We start from the raw sequence: 17,716 nt of genomic DNA on the forward strand, positions 1-17,716 counted from the left end.
CGGTCGACGACCAGCCCGGGACCGGACGCCGCCGCGTGGTCCGCGTGATCGCGGCGGGACCGCGTCGGCGGCTGCCGGCGTGGTCAGCCGTCGCGGTCGGTGATCAGGCGCGAGATGGCGACCAGGACCCGCACGGCGCGCGGGTCGGCGTCGACCGCCTCCAGGCACGACAACGCCTCCTGAAGGTGCCGGTCCGCGCGCGCCCGTGCCCAGGACCTGCCCCCGGCTTCGTCGACCAGCTCGGCCACCGCGACGAGCTGGTCATCCGACAACGCGGCCGGGCTGCCGTACAGCCGGGCGAGCTCCCGCCCCGCCGCGGTGCCGCCGGACAGCGCCGCCACCACCGGGAGCGACTTCTTGCGGGCCCGCAGGTCCGACCACACCGGCTTGCCGGTGCGGTCGGGCCTGCCCCAGATGCCCAACAGGTCGTCGACGTACTGGAACGCCATCCCCAGGTGACGTCCGAAGTCCCCCAACGCCGCGACCTCGTCCGGCCCGCCATCGCCGTACATCGCCCCCAACGTGCACGCGCACCGGATGAGGGATGCGGTCTTGCCCTCCGTCATGATCAGGACGTCGTCCGACGCCACGTCCTGCCGGGATTCGAAGCTGATGTCCAACATCTGCCCGTACAGCATCTGCTGCACCGTGTCGCCCAACACCGCCAGCGCACGCGTCGCCACGGGATGTCCACCGGAGAGCAGCACCTGCTGTGCCGCCATCAGCATCACGTCACCCGCCAGGATCGCGGTGGGGATGCCGAACACCGACCACACGGTTCCGCGGTGCCGCCGCCGCTCGTCGCCGTCCATCACGTCGTCGTGGACGAGCGAGAAGTTGTGCACCAGCTCCACCGCCACCGCCGCGTCGGCCGCCGCCTGCTCCGCCGCACCCAGCGCCTGCGCCGCGGACAGCGCCAACGCCGGCCGCACGGCCTTGCCGCCACCGGCCGACACGGGCTCCCCGGCGGCGTCACACCAACCGAGGTGGTAGCCCACGACGGTCCGGAACGCCGGGCAGAACTCGTCCAACGACGTCCGCATCCGCGGCTCGACCACTTCCCACGCCCGGCGCAGCGCCGACAACGCTTCCCGATGTGTCGAGACACCGCTCGTCGTCACGACAACGCCTCCTCTTCCGGTGGTGCCCGTCGAGTGCGGCGGGACAAACGATGCACCGATTACAGGCGATACCTCGACCGAAAGGCAAGGTCTCCCGGCCGCCCGGAGTTGAGTGTGTTGAACACCGGGCGAAAACCTCGGAATTCAACACATTCAACAGCCGGCCGGTCGACGGGGTTGCCGGGTCGCCACGCGGTGACGTCTACTGGGGACCCCGTACCAGAAGTGAAGGGAGGGCTCGTGGCGAAACGCAGGAAGAACCTTTTCGACAACATGTTCGACCGCCTCGACGACGTCAGCAGGGACTTCCGGAAGGCAGGCCGGCGCACCTTCAAGAGCAAGAAGAGGAAGAAGGGCAGCGCGCGCAAGTGGGCGAGGCGGAACAGCGAGCAGCTGGACGCCCTCACCGAACAGATGGCGTTGCTGGTGCGGCACCTGTCCTCGTCCTCGGACACCTCGCGTGAGCCGACCCGGTCCACCAAGTAGTTCCAGGGTGCCGTCGCCGAGTCGACCCGGGACGATGTCACCCCGGTCCTCCGGCCCGTGCGGCTGTGACGGGGCGGCCGGTCAACCGGTCGGCCCGTCGCCGGCTTGGGCGACCGCGGACGTGAGGTGGCGACCTCCTGCCGGCGACGAAGCTCGACTGCCCGACCGGATCGGACCGGGGAGGACAGCGCCATGAGCGCCGAGGATCTCTCGTCACATGCCCCTTTCGCCTTCACGGCCGCCGGCTTGACGCTCTTGTCGCTGGCGGACCCGGCGTGGTGGCCGACCGAGGTCGGCTGGGCGATGCTCGCACTCACGCTCATGGCATGGCTTCTTTTCGCCGCCCGGGCACGTCGCCGTTGACCGCTTCCGGCCCGCCCGGCGCATCCCTCGGAGAGATCGATCAAACCCGCCGCGAGGCATGGCGTCCACGGCGGCAACCGCGACAAACCGCCGGGCGGGGACGGTGGTGACGCCGTCCCCGCGGACCTGACCGGCGGTGGTCGATCAGTGTCCTGCCGGCCCCGAACTCCCTCCCGGCCCTCGCGCGGACTCCGCACCCTGGGAGTGCGCCGCTCGCGCTCGTCCGCGTTCGCCGCCGCGCATACGCACGACCAGGCCCAGGTGGAACGCGGCGAAGACGACCGAGGCGGCTGCGAAGTAGCCGAGCAGCAAGCGATCGGTCAAGTGCAGTTCGGAGGGGGCGAACAGGAAAGCGGTCGGTCCGGTGCCGGCGATGATCAGCCACAGGCCGGCCGTGACGACCGACTGCCCCTCCAGCGTGCCGCGGTGGTACAGCATGATCGGATAGCACACCGAGACGATGAAGACGACGAGCGTCGATGTGTAGGCGCCGTGCGTGTCGTGCAGGCTTCGACTGATCACGGGAGCGATTCCGGCGCCGATCACCATGGCCAGGACGAACAGCCCGCGGAAGGTTTTCGCCGGGATTCGGGGGAAGTGCCGCGGCCCGTACACGATGATCTGGTACACGAAGATGACATCAGGGATCACGAACGCGATGCCGAGCGCCCACATCGGCACGGCGGGAAACCAGCGGTCGTACAGATCGAGGGCGATGGACACGTCGAGCGAGAAGAACACGCAGACCGAACCGATGGGCACGCTGTAGGTGCGATCCCGGAAGCCGGCGCGGCTGGAACTCAGTCCCCACAAGACTGCTGCCGCGAGGGCGAGGACGAGCAATGTCACGAACAAGGGGGCCTCCTTCGCGTCGTATGGGCAGAAAACCGGGCGGTGGTCGTCGCTGGGTGCCCCTTCGGCGGCTACCGGCCGCCCTCCGATCATCGGGTTCCGGCCGTGTAGCGATTCGTGATGTCGTACCAGTCGTAAGAGCCCCGCACCCAGTGGCGAAGGGACTCGACGTGCCGCCTGACGACGTGGCACGTGTCGCGGGCAAGGCTCAGGCGGTCGCAGAACGACCCGAGCCGGTCGCCGAGGGCGCAGAACTCGTGGACGTGGCGGTCCGCCTGCTGCGTGACGACCTGCATCGCTTGAGCAGAGGTCAGCTCCTGCTCATCCATGATGAGCGATACGAGGTTGACGCGCTGTGCCGCCACGTCCTGGTCGAACGACCGGATGTCGTTGGTCAGGATGATGTGGCGGGCGGCGTGGTGGCGCAGGGCGGCGAGGTAGCCGGCGTGCCACACCTCGACGGGCACCTCGAACCCGCCCGTGCGCTCGGCGACCGCGAACATCGCGTGGACGGAGATCGACATGTCCTTGATGCGGAGGTGCTCGGAGCTGGTCGGGACACGGCCTTCGCGGCGGTCGGCGGTCTCGGTGTAGTTGCCGTGGAGGTATTCCTGCCACAGCCAGGCCATGCGGTGGCACCAGGCGTCGGACATCCCGGTGCGGAGCCGGTCCCACAGGTCGGAGAAGGCCGCTGTGAGCGGGTGGGTCGGCGTGAGCGGGTGGTGCAGGATGCTCACCAACTCCGAGGTCACTGCGGGATCGACCGTGCCGTGGGCGGCGTTGTCCATGTAGTCGTCGTACTGGAAGACCCATCCGTAGACGTCGGAGGACAGGAGCGGACTCCCGCTGCCCGGGTCGCAGTAGGAGGCGATGTCCGGGACACGGGTTTTCAGGTACCGGTCGGTGGCTGCGCCAGGGGACAGAAGGCCGTGGCGGTGCAGCCACGACAGGTGCGCTTCGCGCACGTCGTCCACGACGGGCGGGTGTTCCTGCCGGGGCAGCGGCATGGCCGGCGGGGCGGGGTGCGACATGTCGTTCTGCTTTCGTCCGATGCCGAGGTTCACGTCGACGGCGAGGAAGTCCGAGGGGCGCGAGGTGGCACGAGGTTCCCCGCGGTCTCCTGGCCGTCCCGCATCGCCCCCCGGCCGCCGGGTGACGGTGAACTGCAGGAGCTCGGCCAGGTCCTCGCGCACCCGCGCGGGCACGGCGACGGTCTCCAGCACTCCCAGCGCCAGGCCCAGGTGTGTTCGGGCGACTTCCTCGGCGGCGGCCTTGCCCCCGAGCCGTTCCAGGAGGTCGGCGGCGGCCTGGAGATCCGGTTCGTGGAGCGTCTCCTGTGCCAGGAGGGCGCGGAGCCGCGGGACCTCGGCGTGCCCGGACTGCACGGCGGCGATGACCGGGAGGGTGTTCTTGCGCAGCCGCAGGTCCTGGAAGCCCGGTTTGCCGACCAGGGCGGCGTTGCCCCAGATGTTCTCCAGGTCGTTGACGGCTTGCCAAGCGGTGCCCGCGTGGTGGGCGGCGCGGCGCAGCGCCTCGCCGTCGTGGACGGGCTTGCCGCACAGGATGGTGCCCAGGAGCGCGCCTGTCCCCAGGAGCGCGCCGCCTTTTCCGCGACAGCAGTCCAAGTAGGCGTCCAGCCGGATGTCCTGCGCCGGAGCGCGGTCGAAGGTCGGTTCGCTCGCCCAGGCGTGGATCATGTGGTCCACGCCGTCGGTGAACACCCGCACCGCCGTCGCGGCATTCGCGGTGGCGGCCAGGACTCGGACGGCCTCGTTGAGGAGCGCGTCGCCCGCCACGATGGCGGGCCCGGCGCCGAAGGCGAGCCAGGCGGTGGGCCGGTCACGCCGGACGACCTCGTCGCCGTCGGCGATGTCGTCGTGCAACAGGGAGAAGTTGTGGGTGAGCTCGACGGCGACGGCGCCGGGGACCGCGTCGGCCGGGTCTCCTCCGCTCGCCTCGGCGGCCAGCATCACCAAGGCCGCCTGCAGCGAGCGGCTGCCGCGGCCACGGGTCGGATTGCCTTCGACGTCGTTCCACCCGAAGTAGTAACCGCAGATCCTGGCCAGGTCGGGGTGGAGTCGGCTCAGCGCCTCCTCCAACCCGCTGCGTGCGAAATCACGAGCGCGGTGGATGACATCGGGCAGGGGCGGCTGGCTGACCGTGCTGGGGGTGGTCACGAAGTCCATTCCCTTCCTGTCGGTGGTCGTGGATCGTTGTCGCGCCGATCCGACGGCGGCGGCCGAACGACGCGAGGGCGTCCGCGATGCCGCGGGACCGGCCCGAGTCCGCACCCGGCCGGTCCCGCGACGGTGGCACGGGCGGACATCGCCCCGAGCAAAGGAAGTCCTCCGCTCCCGGAACGGACGCCGCGGACGGGCACTTACGAGGTCTGCGAAGCTTCGTCCGGTGCCGCCTGGTCGTTCTTGCGGGAGGCGATGCGGATGTAGTTGACGCGGTCGCTGAGGTAGCCGCTCAGGTACACCTGCTCGATTCCCGTGGCCAGTCGCGAATGGCTGCGCAGCTCCCAGTAGGGGATGGCGGCCTTGGTCAGGTCGTCGACCTGGTAGGGGATCAGCCCGGCGTCGACGAGGGCCCTCAAGTAGGCCACACGGCGGTGGGTGTGGCAGTGGTAGTGCTGGTCGATGGCCTCCGCTTCCGGGGGACGCGGTGCGATGGCGTCGTTGTTGCACCAGGTCGTCAGGACGTAGCGGCCACCGGGTTTGAGGATGCGGGCGAACTCGGCGAACGTCGTGTTCAGCTCGACGTACATGGTCGTCTCGTTCGTCACCACGTAGTCGAAGGACGCGTCCGGGAACTCCGTCGACACCATGCTCCGGTCGTGGAAGCGCACCCGGTCGGCACAGCCTCGGCGTTCCGCCTGTTCACGGGCGAAGCCGTTCTGGTAGCTGGAGATGTTGACGCCGTCCACGCGGCAGCCGAACGCGCGGTGGAGGAGGAAGGCGGTGCCGCCGCGCCCGGACCCGGCGTCCAGGATGCGCGCTTCGGGCGCGACGCCGCCCAGCGCCTCGACCAGGATGTCGACCTGACGGGTTTCCATGCGGTGCATCTCGGCGTTGATGGCTTGCTCGCGCTCGTCGTCGGGCAGTTCCAGGACTCGGCGGTCGAAATCGCCCACGGCGAAGTGGTGGTGGTAGAAGCCGTCGATGGAGCCGAGACCGAGGTTGATGAAGTCCGTGCGCTTGTTGTCGTAGTAGGCGAAGGCCGCCTCTTCCAACGGGTTGCGCATCTTGAGGGTGGGGCGGGTGTCCATAACAGCTCCTGTGCTGCCGGCCGGTCAGGGTTTCACTGGTCGGGGAAGGGGCTCCGCGGGCCCGCGGGCGTCCGGGCACGCATGGGTCGCGGCGCTGCGGAGGTCTCAACCGCTTCCCGGTCACGGCGAGTGCGTGCTGGAGGAGCGTCTCGACCATCGCGGAGTCCGCGATGGCGGCGATCACCTCGCCCCTGACGGACACGACAGTGGCTCGGAGCGGGTGCGGAAAGCCGCCGACCACCACCGACCCGATCCGGACCCGGCGACTGAGCCGTCGGACGTCGCGCACGTCGAGGGGCGGGGGCCTGGTCACCTGCCGCTCCCGGACGGTGCGCCGGCGGTGAGGCGGGACAGCTCCGCGCGGGCGGTGGCCGCGATGGCGGTTCCGGTCAGGCCGGCCCGGGTCAGGACCTGCTCGCGGGTGCCGTGCGCCAGGAACGAGGTCGGCAGGCCCACCACGTGCACGCGGTGGTGCGCGGCGGCCTGCGCCAGGCGGGAACCGATGCCGCCGGCGGCGACCCCGTCTTCCGCGGTGACGGTCACCCGGTGGCGCGCGATGGACCGGAGCAGGGGATCAGGGGGCGGCCAGGCCCAGCGGGGGTCGACCACCGTGACGCCGACGCCCTGCTCCGCCAGCAGTGTCGCGGCCCTCAGGCAGGCCGGCGCGGTCGCGCCGATGGCGACCAGCAGGACGTCCAGGGGGCGCCGGTCGGTGCGGTGCAGGACGTCCATGCCGCTCATCCGCGTCAACGCCGGGATGTCCTCCGTGGCCGGTTCCTTGGGGAAGCGCAGCGCCGTCGGGCCGGCGACGTCGACGGCCTCGTGCAGCAGTTCGCAGAGCCGCTCGGGATCGCGCGGGCAGGCCACCCTCATGCCCGGTACCGCGGCCAGCAGGGTGAGGTCCCACATGCCGTGGTGGCTGGGGCCGTCGGGCCCGGTGATCCCGGCCCGGTCCAGGACCAGGGTGACCGGGAGGCGGTGCAGGGCGATGTCGAGCAGGAGCTGGTCGAAGGCGCGGTGCAGGAACGTGGAGTACAGCGCCACCACCGGGTGGGTGCCGCCGGTGGCCAGTCCGGCGGCCGAGGCGAGCAGGTGCTGCTCGGCGATGCCGGAGTCGAACACGGCCCCGGGCCGCGAGCGGGACAGCGTGCCGAGGCCGGTGGGCAGGCGCATCCCGGCCGTCAGCGCCACCACGTCCGCGCGAACCTGCGCGATCGCGGCGATCTCCTCCTCGAAGACGTCGGTCCAGGTCGGCTTCGGGGGCTTGGCGGGCCGTCCGGTAAGGGGGTCGATGATGCCGCAGGCGTGCATGTGATCGGATTCGTCGGCTTCCGCGGGAGGGTAGCCGTGGCCCTTGCGGGTGATCGCGTGCACGATCACCGGTCGCCGCGCACCCGCCGCTCGTCGGAAGGCCGTGCAGAGGGCGTCGATGTCATGGCCGTCGACCGGGCCGAGGTAGTCCAGCCCCAACGCGGTGAACAGGTTCCCCGCTCCCGCTTCCCGCCGGCGGAGCCGGCGCAGGTGGGCCGCGACACCCCCGACGGTCGGGTCGTAGGAGCGGCCGTTGTCGTTGAGCACCACGATGACCGGGCGATCCGGCGCGGAGGCGAGGTTGTTGAGCCCTTCCCACGCGACACCACCGGTCAGGGCGCCGTCGCCGAGTACCGCGATCACCCGCCGATCGGTCTCGGCGCGCAGCGCCAGGACCTTCGCGATGCCGTCGGCCCACGCGAGGCTGACCGAGGCGTGCGAGTTCTCCACCCAGTCGTGCGGCGACTCGCCCCGGTTGGGGTAGCCGGAGAGACCACCGGCCTGGCGCAGCGTCGTGAACTCCAGCGCGCGCCCGGTCAGCGCCTTGTGCGGGTAGGTCTGGTGACCGGTGTCGAACACCAGCACGTCCTGCGGTGAGCGGAACACCCGGTGCAGGGCTATGGTCAACTCCACCACGCCCAGCCCTGCTCCCAGGTGGCCACCGGTGGCGGCCACGCGGTCGATGAGCAGGGATCGGACCTGCGCCGCCAAACCGGGGAGCCGGTCGGCGTCCAGGGCGGCCACATCGGTCGGACGGGTGATCCCGGCCGGCGTCACGGGAGTGGCGGTCACGACTCTTCCGCCTGTGCCGGGAGTCCGAAGTGGACCGTCCCCGTCGCCACGGTGCGCTCGACGCTCCCGATCGGGGTGGCGACCGCGGTGACGGCATTCCGCCGAGTGGTCGTGGCGTGCCGGATGTCCGCGTCAGGCGGGTCCGCCGACCGCGGGTACCCGGCCAGGGCACACAGCGATCGAGGGCCGGTGAGGAGCACGGTACGAGCAGGGACGGTCATGGAATCTCCAACGATTTCGTGCAGCCGAAGCGCGCCACAGTCGTTGCGGAACGAATTGAGGACTGCCGCGCGGACGGCAGATTCGCTCGGCGATCCGCGATTGTCCCGTCTGCTGCCGGGTGGGAGTGCCGTGGCGCAACTCCCGGACAGAGGGGAAAGGTTGCCCTTCGAGGAGGTTACGTCACGCCGTGTTCGGATTTCCAGAACGGTCACCCGCCCAGCCGACAACCGTCCGTCACCCTGTCAGCCGATGCGCGGCCCACTGGACCGGGAACACTTCATGACGCCCCGGGAAGCGCGTCCCGATGGCAGAACCGCGTGGTCGGCGGCGGTTTGTGTGCGAAGGCGTGATGAATGTGCCGGGGCAATCCCGGCCGGAGCTGGGCGAATGGCTGCGGCGCGACCGCGATATGTTGAACCGGTCGCAATGTTGAAAGTCGGCCCGGTCGCGGGGTATTCCGGCGCGAATCCGCCGTCCGCGGGGGCGGCGCGCCGAGCAGCGACCCGGCGGGTTCGGCGCACGACCGCCGGGGCCGTGACACGGCGTCGCGCCGGCTCGCCCCGGAGGAATGGCACGTGCGTCCCGCCCGACCGGCGCGTGCCGCGCCCGGTGAACCCGCGATCGCGGGTTCGCCGGGTCGTGGTCGAGGCGTTCGACGCCATCGCCGTGCGGTCGACGAGCCCGGGGCGGAACAGCCCGCCCGGCGTCAGGACCTGAGCACCGGCCGGCCGGTGGTCAGCACGGCCAGGTCGCCGTCCACGATGACACCGATGTCCCGGGCCACGTCCCGCGTGATCGTTCGGGTGTGCACGGCGGCACGATGTCCGGCGGCGCCGACTTCGGACGGTGCTCGCGGGGCGGTCGGGTCCGGGTGGCGGTTCAGCGGAGCCGGTCGCGGGTGGCGTCGGCCGTGCGGCGGCGCCAGAGCGTCCAGAACACGACGGCGGTGATGGCCAGGGGGAGCGTGGGGACGGGGGAGTTCCCGCTCGGCGGGGCGGGTGCGGCACCAGGACCGCCCGAGCCCGGCGCGGGGTCGACGTCGTCCCCGGCGGGGCGGTGGGTGTCGCAGGCCCCGGCGAACACCTCGCAGTAGGTCGGCCGGCCGCCCAGCGGGGTGGCGGCGAGGGCGGCGTGCACGGTGGCGCGGCTGAAGGTGCTCGCCGCGGCGTCGAGGATCGCCTCGTACCCGAGGTCGTCCGGCGCGCCGGTGGTGCGGGTGGAGATCCCGAACGTGGTGTCGCCGTCGCCCATGCTGTGCGCGGGCCGGATGGCTCGGGCCAGGCCGTCGTGGGCGACCTGGGCGAACTTCTCGGCTTGCGCGACGGTGAGGGTGGCATTGGTGGCCACCACGCCGATGGTGGTGTTCTCGTCCACCGCGCCGTCGGTCCCACCGCCGCGCGGAGCCGGGCCGGAGCCCGCGGTGGAGGTCCGGCAGCCGCGCGGAGGGCGTCGGGTGTCGCCGTACTCGTCGCCGACTTCCATGTGCAGCGCGTGCAGCTCGCAGCCGAGGGCTTCGTTGTAGACCTTGCCGGCGGAGTTGAGCACCACCAGCGCGCCCACGACGACACCGCCGTCGAGCCGGATGCTCGCGGTGCCGACCCCGCCCTTCAACCGGGTGCCGGGGGGACCGTCGGTCCCGGTCCCCGTGCCCGCGCCGACGCTGCCCATCTCGACCGGGCCGGGGCGGGCGGCCTTGGCCGCCTGGTAGCCGGCGTCGAAGTCGGGCGTCCGCTCGATCGGGTCGTCGGCGTCGACGCCCTGGCCGAGGTCGAACACGATCGCGCCGGGCACGACGGGGATGGCCTTGCCCAGGAACTTGCTGCCCAGTCCCTGCTCCCGCAGGTGGTGGACCACGCCGGCGTAGGCGGACAGGCCCATCACGCTGCCACCGGACAGGAACAGGCCGTGGACCTCGGGCCGCAGGGCGACCGGGTCGAGCAGGTCGGTGTTGATCGTGCCGGGGGCGCCGCCCCGGACGTCCGCGCCCGCGGTCGAGCCCTTCGGCATGACCAGGGCGGTGGTCCCGGTGATGGTGGCGCGATCGGTGTGGTGGCCCACCAGGACGCCCGCGACGTCGGTGATGGCGTTGTCCGGGCCGGTGCGGCCCGGCTCGTCGGCGGAGGCCGGCGCGGTGACGCCGAGCGCGATCAGCAGTGCGAGGCCGGTGGTCGAGGACCGTTTCATGGCGTTCTCCGGAAGTGGTGGGCGTCCGGACCGGGGCGGACCTGCTCGCCCGCCGACCCGGGCGCACGGGGCGGGGAGGGTGGCGATGCGGTGCTCGTCGACGGTGAGCGGATTGTCCCCGAGCACGGCGAAGCCCGCCAGGTCTCCCGGTGGCGGCCACCTCCTCCGCGTGGCGGCCGGCAACCCCGCGCGCCCGCGAGGACCGACGTGCCCCGGACACGTCGGTCCTCGCGGGCGGCACCCGAAGGCGGTGGAGCAGCGTGGCGGCAGCGCGGTGGCGGGGCCGACCGCCATGACGCGCGCCTCGGCGCGCCGGCCGGGATCAGCGGCGGCGGCCGGTCCAGCGGAAGGTCAGCAGGCAGAGCGCGAGGCCCACCGCGCACCAGGCGCCGAGCACCAGCGCGGTGCGGCCCAGCTCCCACGTGCCGGCGGGTTCCCAGGCCGCCAGCTCGTCGGGCAGGAACACCGAGCGGAAGCCCTGGCAGATCCACTTCACCGGGAACACCGACGCCACGGTCACCATCAGCGTCGGCAGCACGGTGATCGGTGTGATGAACACGCCCGAGACGAACTGCAGCGCCAGGAACGGCATGTTGATCACCGCCGGCGCGCTGCGCGCCGAGCCCGGCAGGCCGCTCACCGCGATGCCCAGCAGCGTGCACGCCGCGAGCCCCAGCGCGAACACCCACGCGAACGTCCACCACTTGCCGGGGGTCGACGGCAGGTCCAGGCCGAACATCAGCGTGCCCACCGCGAGGATCAGCACGACCTCCGCGACGCTGCACACCGCGACGAGGATGAACTTGCCGATGAAGTACGCCGCGGGCGGCATCGGGGTACCGCGCAGGCGCTTCAGCGTGCCGTCCTCGCGGTCCAGGCAGATGCCGACGCCCAGGGTGGTGAACGACGTCGAGATCACGCCCGCGCCGATCATGCCGGCCGCCAGCAGCTGCCCCTTGGTGACGCCGGTGTCGCCGATCTCCTGGCCGAAGATGCTGCCCAGCAGCACCAGCAGGACGGCGGGCAGGCTGAACGTGAAGACCACGTAGTCCTTCTCGCGGAAGAACTGCTTCAGCTCCAGCGCGCCGCGGGCCAGGCCGAGCCGCAGCGTGCCGACCGGCGGGAGGTGCGCCGCGCGCGGCGCGGGTTCGACGGAGAGGGAGGTCATCGTCGGCCGCCGATCAGGTCGAGGTAGCGGTCTTCCAGGGAGGGGCGGGTCACGGTCAGGTCGGGCACCTCGCCGGCGAACCTGGTCGCCAGCGTCCGCAGCAGGGCGGTGGGCGCGTCGGTCAGCTCCTCGCGCGGCCCGTCCGCGTCGGTCCACCGGACCCTGGCGCGCCCGGCGGACGCGCCGCCGAGCGCGGCGGGCGCGCCCTGCGCGACCACCTGCCCGTCGACGACGACCGCGACCCGGTCGGCCAGCGCCTCGGCCTCGTCGAGGTAGTGCGTGGTGAGCACGATGGTGGTGCCCTCGGCGCGCAGCAGCCGGATGAGGTCCCAGAACTGCCGCCGGGCGTCCGGGTCGAACCCGGTCGTCGGCTCGTCCAGGAACAGCAGCTCGGGCTTGCCGACGATGCCGAGCGCCACGTCCAGCCGCCGCCGCTGGCCGCCGGACAGCGTCCGCGTCCGCGCGTTCGCCTTCGCGGTGAGGCCGACCAGGTCGAGCAGGTCGTCGGGGTCGCGGTGCTCCGGGTAGTAGCGGGCGAAGTGCCGCAGGGTTTCCAGCACCGTGAGGTCCGCGGCGTCGTAGGCGCTCTGGAGCACGATCCCGATGCGGGCCCGCCACGCGCGCCCCGCCCGGCCGGGGTCCTCGCCGAGCACCTCCGCCTCGCCGCCGTCGCGGGCGCGGTGGCCCTCCAGGATCTCCACGGTGGTGGTCTTGCCCGCGCCGTTCGGCCCCAGCAGGGCGAACGTCTCGCCGTGCCCGATGTCGAGGTCGAGCCCCGCGACGGCGCGGTGCGCGCCGTACTCCTTCACCAGGCCGCGCACCCGCACAGCTGTCATCGCGCCATCCTCGTCTTCTCCGCTGTGGACAGTCAGGTCTCGGGCAGCGCCACCGGCGCGATCCGGTCGAACACGTCGCCCGGACCGGGGTTGTCCGGTGGCGTGCCGCCGCCCAGGTGGCGCAGCACGCCCCACACCGCGTTCAACGCGGTCGTGACCGCGCCCTCGGCGAAGCCCGCCGTCCACGACACGTCGTCGCCGCACAGGAAGAACCCGCGCTGGGCGGGCGGCAGGCCGTCCTGCGCGAAGTGCGTGAACAGGCGGCGCTGGTAGCGGTAGTGCCCCGGCAGGTTCGCCTTGAACGCGCCCATGAAGTGCGGTTCGTCCTCCCACGTCACGCCCAGCGGCGAGCCGATGACGTGCGAGCGGATGTCGACGTCGGGGTAGATCTCGCCGAGCCGCTCCAGCAGCACCTCGACGCGGTCCTCGATGGACAGGGTGGCGAGCTTGCGGGAGTCGTCGTTCCACGTGTAGGACAGGCAGATCACGCCGGGGGAGTCGGGGCCGTTGTCGAACAGGTACACCCCGCGCGGGGTGCGGTCGGTCAGCGTCATGCCCATCACGTCGCGGCCGGTCGCCGGGTCGGTGTCCCGCCAGAAAGGTCGGTCGGTGAGCACGAACACCTTGGACGAGCCCATGTAGTGGGTGCGCTCGATGGCCGTCCACAGTGGAGTCGGCAGCAGCCCCGGCGCGCAGTCGACGCGGCCGAGCAGCGTCCACAGGTGCGGCGTGTACACCACGGCGGCGAACCGGTCCTGCCCGCCGGACGCGTCGGTGACGACGAAGTCCGCGCCGTCGCGGCGGATGCGCGTGACCGCCGGCCGGGGCGCGCCGCCGTGCAGCGACTCCAGCGACGTGCCGCTCGGCCAGTGCGCGACCCGGTCCGGCCGGTGCGACCACAGCCCTTCCGGCAGCCGCTGCGAGCCGCCCTCGATGCCCACGTGGGCTTCGTCCGCGCCGGTGTAGACGACGCGGAGGATCTCCAGGATCGAGTTGGGGAAGTCGGTGTCCCACCCGCCCGCGCCGAACCCGACCTGGCCGAAGATCTCGCGGAACCGGAAGGACTCGAAGCTCGGCGCGGACGCCAGGAACCCGTAGAACGACTGGTCGTCCAGCCGCGCCACGAGCCGGTTCCACACCGCCTTCAGCAGCGGCACGTCCCGCCGGCGGATCGCGTCCTCCAGCGTGGAGCGCTCGGCCAGCTCCCGCAGCGCCTTGTCCCACGCGTCGGCCACCTGCTGGTACACGGTGGGCAGCTCCTCCAGCGAGCGCGCGTGGTGGGTGCGGCCCGCCAGGTGGACCACCGTGCTCGGCGTGCAGTCGGCCAGCGGGTTCGGGAACGGGTAGGTCGCCAACCCCAGCTCGTCGACGTAGTGGAACAGCGTCGAGGCCGCGCGCGGGAACCGCATCGCGCCCATCTCCGCCACGCAGCGCGGGTCCTCGGCGAAGGGGACCGACCGCATCCGGCCGCCCAGCGCGCCCGCCTCGTACACCACGGGCCGCAGCCCGGACCGCAGCAGCTCGTACGCCGCCACCAGCCCGGACAGCCCGCCGCCCACCACGGCGACCGGCGCGCCGAGCCGGTCCGGCGGCACCGCGCCCAACCCGGCGGGGTGGCGCACCCAGTCGTCGTAGGGGAACGGGAAGTCCGGGACGAACATGGTCGGCGCCGCGCCCGCGTGCGTCACGGCCGCACCTCCGGCCCCACTGCCCCGTACAGCTCGGGGCGGCGGTCGGCCAGGTACGGCGTCTCCGCTCGGGCGGCGGCGATCGCGGCCGGGTCGACGTCGACCACCAGCAGCTCCTCCGCGTCACCGCCGGCCGTGGTGATCGCGCCGTGCGGGTCCACCACGCGGGTCAACCCGCAGTAGCGCACGCCGAGCCGTTCGCCGACCCAGTTGGTGTAGGCGATGAAGAGCTGGCTCTCGAACGCCCGCGCCGGCACCAGGGTCTCGGCGACGATGGTCCACGGCCGCATCAGCGCCGTCGGCACGACCAGGAGTTGCGTGCCCGCCAGCGCGTGCGCCCGCACGGTTTCCGGGAACTCCACGTCGTAGCATACCAACAGCCCCACGGTCACGCCCGCTACGTCCGCCTGCACCACCGGCTCGTCGCCCGGCGTGAACACCGAGCGGTCCAGCTCGCCGAACAGGTGCGCCTTGCGGTACGTGGCCAGGGTTTCGCCCGTCGCGGAGACGAGGCTCGCCGCGTTGCGCACGCCGGTCCCGGTGTCCTCGGGCCACCCGTGCACGACGGCGACGCCGGTGTCGCGGGCGATGTCGGCGACCTCGCGGGCCGCCCGCGCGCCCCGCTCCACCTGCCGGCCGACCGGGTAGCCGGTGACCGACATCTCCGGTGTCACCAGCAGTGCCGCGCCCGCGTCCCGTGCGCGTGCCGCGGCGGCGGCGATCCGCTCGGTCATCGAGCCCGGCGCGTCGGCGCCAGGGCTGCGCGCCTGCCAACAGGCGATCCTCACGACGCTGTTCCTCCCCCGCACGACCCGTGCGAACACGAGGCTCCCCGCCGCGCCGGCGCGGCCGGAGTGCCCAGTGGACGGTCACGAACCGGCGCGCTGGGCGTGCGGTGCGAGGTGACGTCCGGGTTCGGAGCCTAGGAACGGCGTTCGCGGCCGGAACACCCCTAGCGTCCCCCTACCGACCCGGAAAACCGCCCTTCAGGACGGCGAACCGCGCTCGGGGACGGGGAACCGGTCGGGGGACGGCGGACCGGTCGGGCACAGCGAACCGCTCGGGCACAGCGAACCGCTCGGGGACGGCGAACCGCTCGGGGACGGCGAACCGCTCGGGCACGGCGGACCGCGCTTCAGGACAGCAGCCCGCGCTCCATCGCCGCCAGCACGGCGGCCGTGCGGTCGGACACGTCGAGCTTCTTGAAGGTGCGCAACAGGTGCGTCTTGACGGTGGCCTCGCTGATGAACAGCCGCTTGCCGATCTCGGCGTTGGTCAGGCCGCGCCCCACGAGCTTGAGCACCTCGCGCTCACGGCCGGACAGCGCGGGGGCCTCCGGCGCCTTGACCCGGAACAGCCGCTGCGCCACCGACGGCGACAGCACCGTCTCGCCGCGCGCCGCCGCCCGCACCGCGTTCACCAGCTCCACCCGCGGCGTGCCCTTGAGCAGGTAGCCCGCCGCGCCCGCCTCGACCGCGCGCAGGATGTCCGCGTCGCTCTCGTAGGTGGTGACGACGACCACCCGGCTGCCCGGCACGGCCGCCAGGATGCGCTCGGTCGCCTCGACGCCGTCCATGCCCGCCATCCGCAGGTCCATCAGCACCACGTCCGGGCGCAGCGCCGCGGCGTGGGCGACCGCCTCCTCGCCGGACGCGGCCTGGGCGACGACCTCGACGTCGCCCGCCGACTCCAGCATCGTGCACAGGCCCTCCCGCACCACCGGGTGGTCGTCGGCCAGCAGCACCCTGATCGTCCCGTCCCCGGTCACCCCGCACCTCCACCGTCGTCCACCGGCACGCTCACGGTGATCATGGTGCCCTCCTCGGGCGCGCTCGTGACGGTCAGCACCCCGCCGATCTCCGCGACGCGCGCCCGCATGCCCGCCAGCCCGTAGCCCCCCGGCGCGGCGGACGCGTCGAAACCGCGCCCGTCGTCCACCACGGCCAGCTCCACCTGGTGGGGCTCGAAGGTCAGCGTCACCTCGACCCGCGTCGCGCCGGAGTGCTTCTGCACGTTCGCCATCGCCTCCTGCGCCACCCGCAGCAGCACCACCCGCACGGCCATCGGCAGCGGGAACTCGTCGCCCTCCAACTCGCACACCGCGGTGAGGCCGGTCTGCGTGGCGAGGGTGTCGGTGCGGCGGCGGACGGCGTCGCCGAGCGAGCCCGCGTGCAGCGACGGCGGCGTGAGGGCGACGACGAACTGCCGCGCCTCGGCCAGGCCCTCGGCCGCCGCCTCGCGGGCGAGGGTGAGCAGCCGCTTGGTGCGCGGGTCGGTGTCGGCGACCTCGGACTCCGCCGCCTCGACCAGGCTGATGACGCTGGTCAGGTTCTGCGCGATGGTGTCGTGGATCTCGCGGGCGAGCCGCTCGCGCTCGGCGGCGATGCCCGCCTCGTGGGACAGCCGCGCCACGCGCTCGCGGTTGCGGCGCAGCTCCTCGATCAGCGCGGCCCGCTCGCGGCTCTGCCGGATGACCCGGCTGATCCACAGGCCCATCAGGGCGGACAGCGCGATGCCGAGCAGGGTGGTCGGCAGGACGCCGAGCATCTGCTCGTCGATGCGCCCCTGGCGCAGCCACACCGAGAGCAGCGGCACCAGGTTGGCCACCAGGGACACCGAGATGGCGGGCCACGTGGGCAGCGTCATCATGATCATCGGCACCACGGCGAACAACGCGAAGCTGCTGCCCAGGTCCACCAGGGTGGCCAGTGCGAACAGTCCGAAAAGGACGGTGGTGAACAGGACGTTCCGCCAACCCGTCCGCTCGGTGAAGATCAGGCGTCGCCCCACTCCCGCGTACCACGGGACGAGCGCGGTCAGCGCGGCGGTGGCGACGGCGGTCTCCAGCGGCTGCTCGGCGGAACCGCTGAACAGCAGGGTCGCGGTGACCAGGTACGAGATGGCGAAGTAGCTGTCCCACAGGCCGAACCAGCGGCCGGGGGCCTCGGGTGGGGCGCTCACCGTCTGTGCCGGCGTCGCGGCCGGTCCGTGCTCGGGCACGTGCCCAGTCCTATCACAGGGCGCCGCCCGCCGGGCGGGAACGCCGGAATGCGGCGCCGGGCGCACCCGGAATAGGCGACACCCGGAGGGCGCGTCCGCTCCGGGTGCTCCGTCGCGGCGCGAAATGGTCACAAGTGCGTAGTTTTGCGGATAACATCCGGCTACTTCGTGGTGTATTGCGCCGCCCGCGCCGATTATCCGCGGGCGCGGATGTGACGTCGGCTCGGTTCACCGCCGACGGTGATTCGGCCGGGGCGGCGGCCCGGTCCGGAGGACCCGCCCGGCGTGCGCTCCCTCCCCCCTGGTGACGCCGCGACCGGCCCGGACGTCCGGCCAGGCGCGAGGCTAACACCGGCGGGCGAGGGGCCCTGTCAACCGTTCGGGGGACAGCCGGCGGCGGGGATCACCATTTGGGACGCGGC

Annotated in this window: 14 protein-coding genes; 2 read left to right on the forward strand and 12 right to left on the reverse strand. The window is 72.5% G+C overall.

Translation table 11 applies throughout. The features are described 5' to 3' along the window. Positions 1-83 precede the first annotated feature (83 nt). A complete protein-coding gene (locus C8E97_RS15265) occupies positions 84-1,121 on the reverse strand; it encodes a polyprenyl synthetase family protein (RefSeq protein ID WP_246018906.1) in 1,038 nt (345 codons plus the stop codon). Between the two features lie 240 nt (positions 1,122-1,361). Here C8E97_RS15265 and C8E97_RS15270 point away from each other — a divergent pair, with 240 nt between their 5' ends. Beyond that, on the forward strand, positions 1,362-1,607 hold the full coding sequence (locus C8E97_RS15270; RefSeq protein ID WP_147455127.1) for a hypothetical protein: 246 nt from the start codon (positions 1,362-1,364) through the stop codon (positions 1,605-1,607). A gap of 192 nt (positions 1,608-1,799) precedes the next feature. After that, a complete protein-coding gene (locus tag C8E97_RS34595) occupies positions 1,800-1,970 on the forward strand; it encodes a hypothetical protein (protein ID WP_170211865.1) in 171 nt (56 codons plus the stop codon). A gap of 144 nt (positions 1,971-2,114) precedes the next feature. Here the strand turns inward: C8E97_RS34595 and C8E97_RS15275 are convergent, their stop codons facing one another. The 11 genes from C8E97_RS15275 to C8E97_RS15330 form a co-directional block, all read right to left on the reverse strand. Beyond that, entirely contained in the window at positions 2,115-2,825 is a 711-nt protein-coding gene (locus C8E97_RS15275) for a hypothetical protein (RefSeq protein WP_147455128.1), read from the reverse strand. Between the two features lie 86 nt (positions 2,826-2,911). Beyond that, positions 2,912-4,999, reverse strand: a complete 2,088-nt coding sequence (locus tag C8E97_RS36485; RefSeq protein ID WP_170211866.1) for a polyprenyl synthetase family protein — start codon at positions 4,997-4,999, stop codon at positions 2,912-2,914. A gap of 203 nt (positions 5,000-5,202) precedes the next feature. Beyond that, positions 5,203-6,093, reverse strand: a complete 891-nt coding sequence (locus C8E97_RS15285; RefSeq protein ID WP_121006097.1) for a class I SAM-dependent methyltransferase — start codon at positions 6,091-6,093, stop codon at positions 5,203-5,205. Positions 6,094-6,402: 309 nt separating this feature from the next. Beyond that, a complete protein-coding gene (locus C8E97_RS15290; protein ID WP_121006099.1) occupies positions 6,403-8,196 on the reverse strand; it encodes a 1-deoxy-D-xylulose-5-phosphate synthase in 1,794 nt (597 codons plus the stop codon). Between the two features lie 1,101 nt (positions 8,197-9,297). Further along, positions 9,298-10,602: a P1 family peptidase gene (locus tag C8E97_RS15300; protein ID WP_170211867.1), complete on the reverse strand. Its 1,305-nt coding sequence runs from the start codon at positions 10,600-10,602 to the stop codon at positions 9,298-9,300. 322 nt (positions 10,603-10,924) lie between these two features. Beyond that, positions 10,925-11,770, reverse strand: coding sequence for an ABC transporter permease (locus tag C8E97_RS15305; protein ID WP_121006105.1), 846 nt, complete (start codon positions 11,768-11,770; stop codon positions 10,925-10,927). Then, positions 11,767-12,606, reverse strand: coding sequence for an ABC transporter ATP-binding protein (locus C8E97_RS15310; protein WP_121006107.1), 840 nt, complete (start codon positions 12,604-12,606; stop codon positions 11,767-11,769). The genes C8E97_RS15305 and C8E97_RS15310 overlap by 4 nt, the downstream gene beginning before the upstream one ends. Positions 12,607-12,638: 32 nt before the next feature. Further along, complete coding sequence (locus C8E97_RS15315; protein ID WP_211347236.1) at positions 12,639-14,267, reverse strand: flavin monoamine oxidase family protein; 1,629 nt, start codon at positions 14,265-14,267, stop codon at positions 12,639-12,641. A 23-nt stretch (positions 14,268-14,290) separates the two neighbouring features. Then, positions 14,291-15,082, reverse strand: a complete 792-nt coding sequence (locus C8E97_RS15320) for a carbon-nitrogen hydrolase family protein (protein WP_121006111.1) — start codon at positions 15,080-15,082, stop codon at positions 14,291-14,293. Between the two features lie 347 nt (positions 15,083-15,429). After that, on the reverse strand, positions 15,430-16,062 hold the full coding sequence (locus C8E97_RS15325; protein ID WP_281275422.1) for a response regulator: 633 nt from the start codon (positions 16,060-16,062) through the stop codon (positions 15,430-15,432). Beyond that, complete coding sequence (locus C8E97_RS15330) at positions 16,059-17,255, reverse strand: sensor histidine kinase (protein ID WP_211347021.1); 1,197 nt, start codon at positions 17,253-17,255, stop codon at positions 16,059-16,061. The genes C8E97_RS15325 and C8E97_RS15330 overlap by 4 nt, the downstream gene beginning before the upstream one ends. Positions 17,256-17,716: the final 461 nt, after the last annotated feature.

It is taken from the genome of Saccharothrix australiensis, assembly GCF_003634935.1.
GTDB lineage: Bacteria > Actinomycetota > Actinomycetes > Mycobacteriales > Pseudonocardiaceae > Actinosynnema > Actinosynnema australiense.

Bases quoted from the DNA above. Each gene is read 5' to 3' on its own strand.
- C8E97_RS34595 (WP_170211865.1), top strand. From the start codon at position 1,800: ATGAGCGCCGAGGATCTCTCGTCACATGCCCCTTTCGCCTTCACGGCC.
- C8E97_RS15285 (WP_121006097.1), bottom strand. From the start codon at position 6,093: ATGGACACCCGCCCCACCCTCAAGATGCGCAACCCGTTGGAAGAGGCG.
- C8E97_RS15300 (WP_170211867.1), bottom strand. From the start codon at position 10,602: ATGAAACGGTCCTCGACCACCGGCCTCGCACTGCTGATCGCGCTCGGC.
- C8E97_RS15305 (WP_121006105.1), bottom strand. From the start codon at position 11,770: ATGACCTCCCTCTCCGTCGAACCCGCGCCGCGCGCGGCGCACCTCCCG.
- C8E97_RS15310 (WP_121006107.1), bottom strand. From the start codon at position 12,606: ATGACAGCTGTGCGGGTGCGCGGCCTGGTGAAGGAGTACGGCGCGCAC.
- C8E97_RS15315 (WP_211347236.1), bottom strand. From the start codon at position 14,267: ATGTTCGTCCCGGACTTCCCGTTCCCCTACGACGACTGGGTGCGCCAC.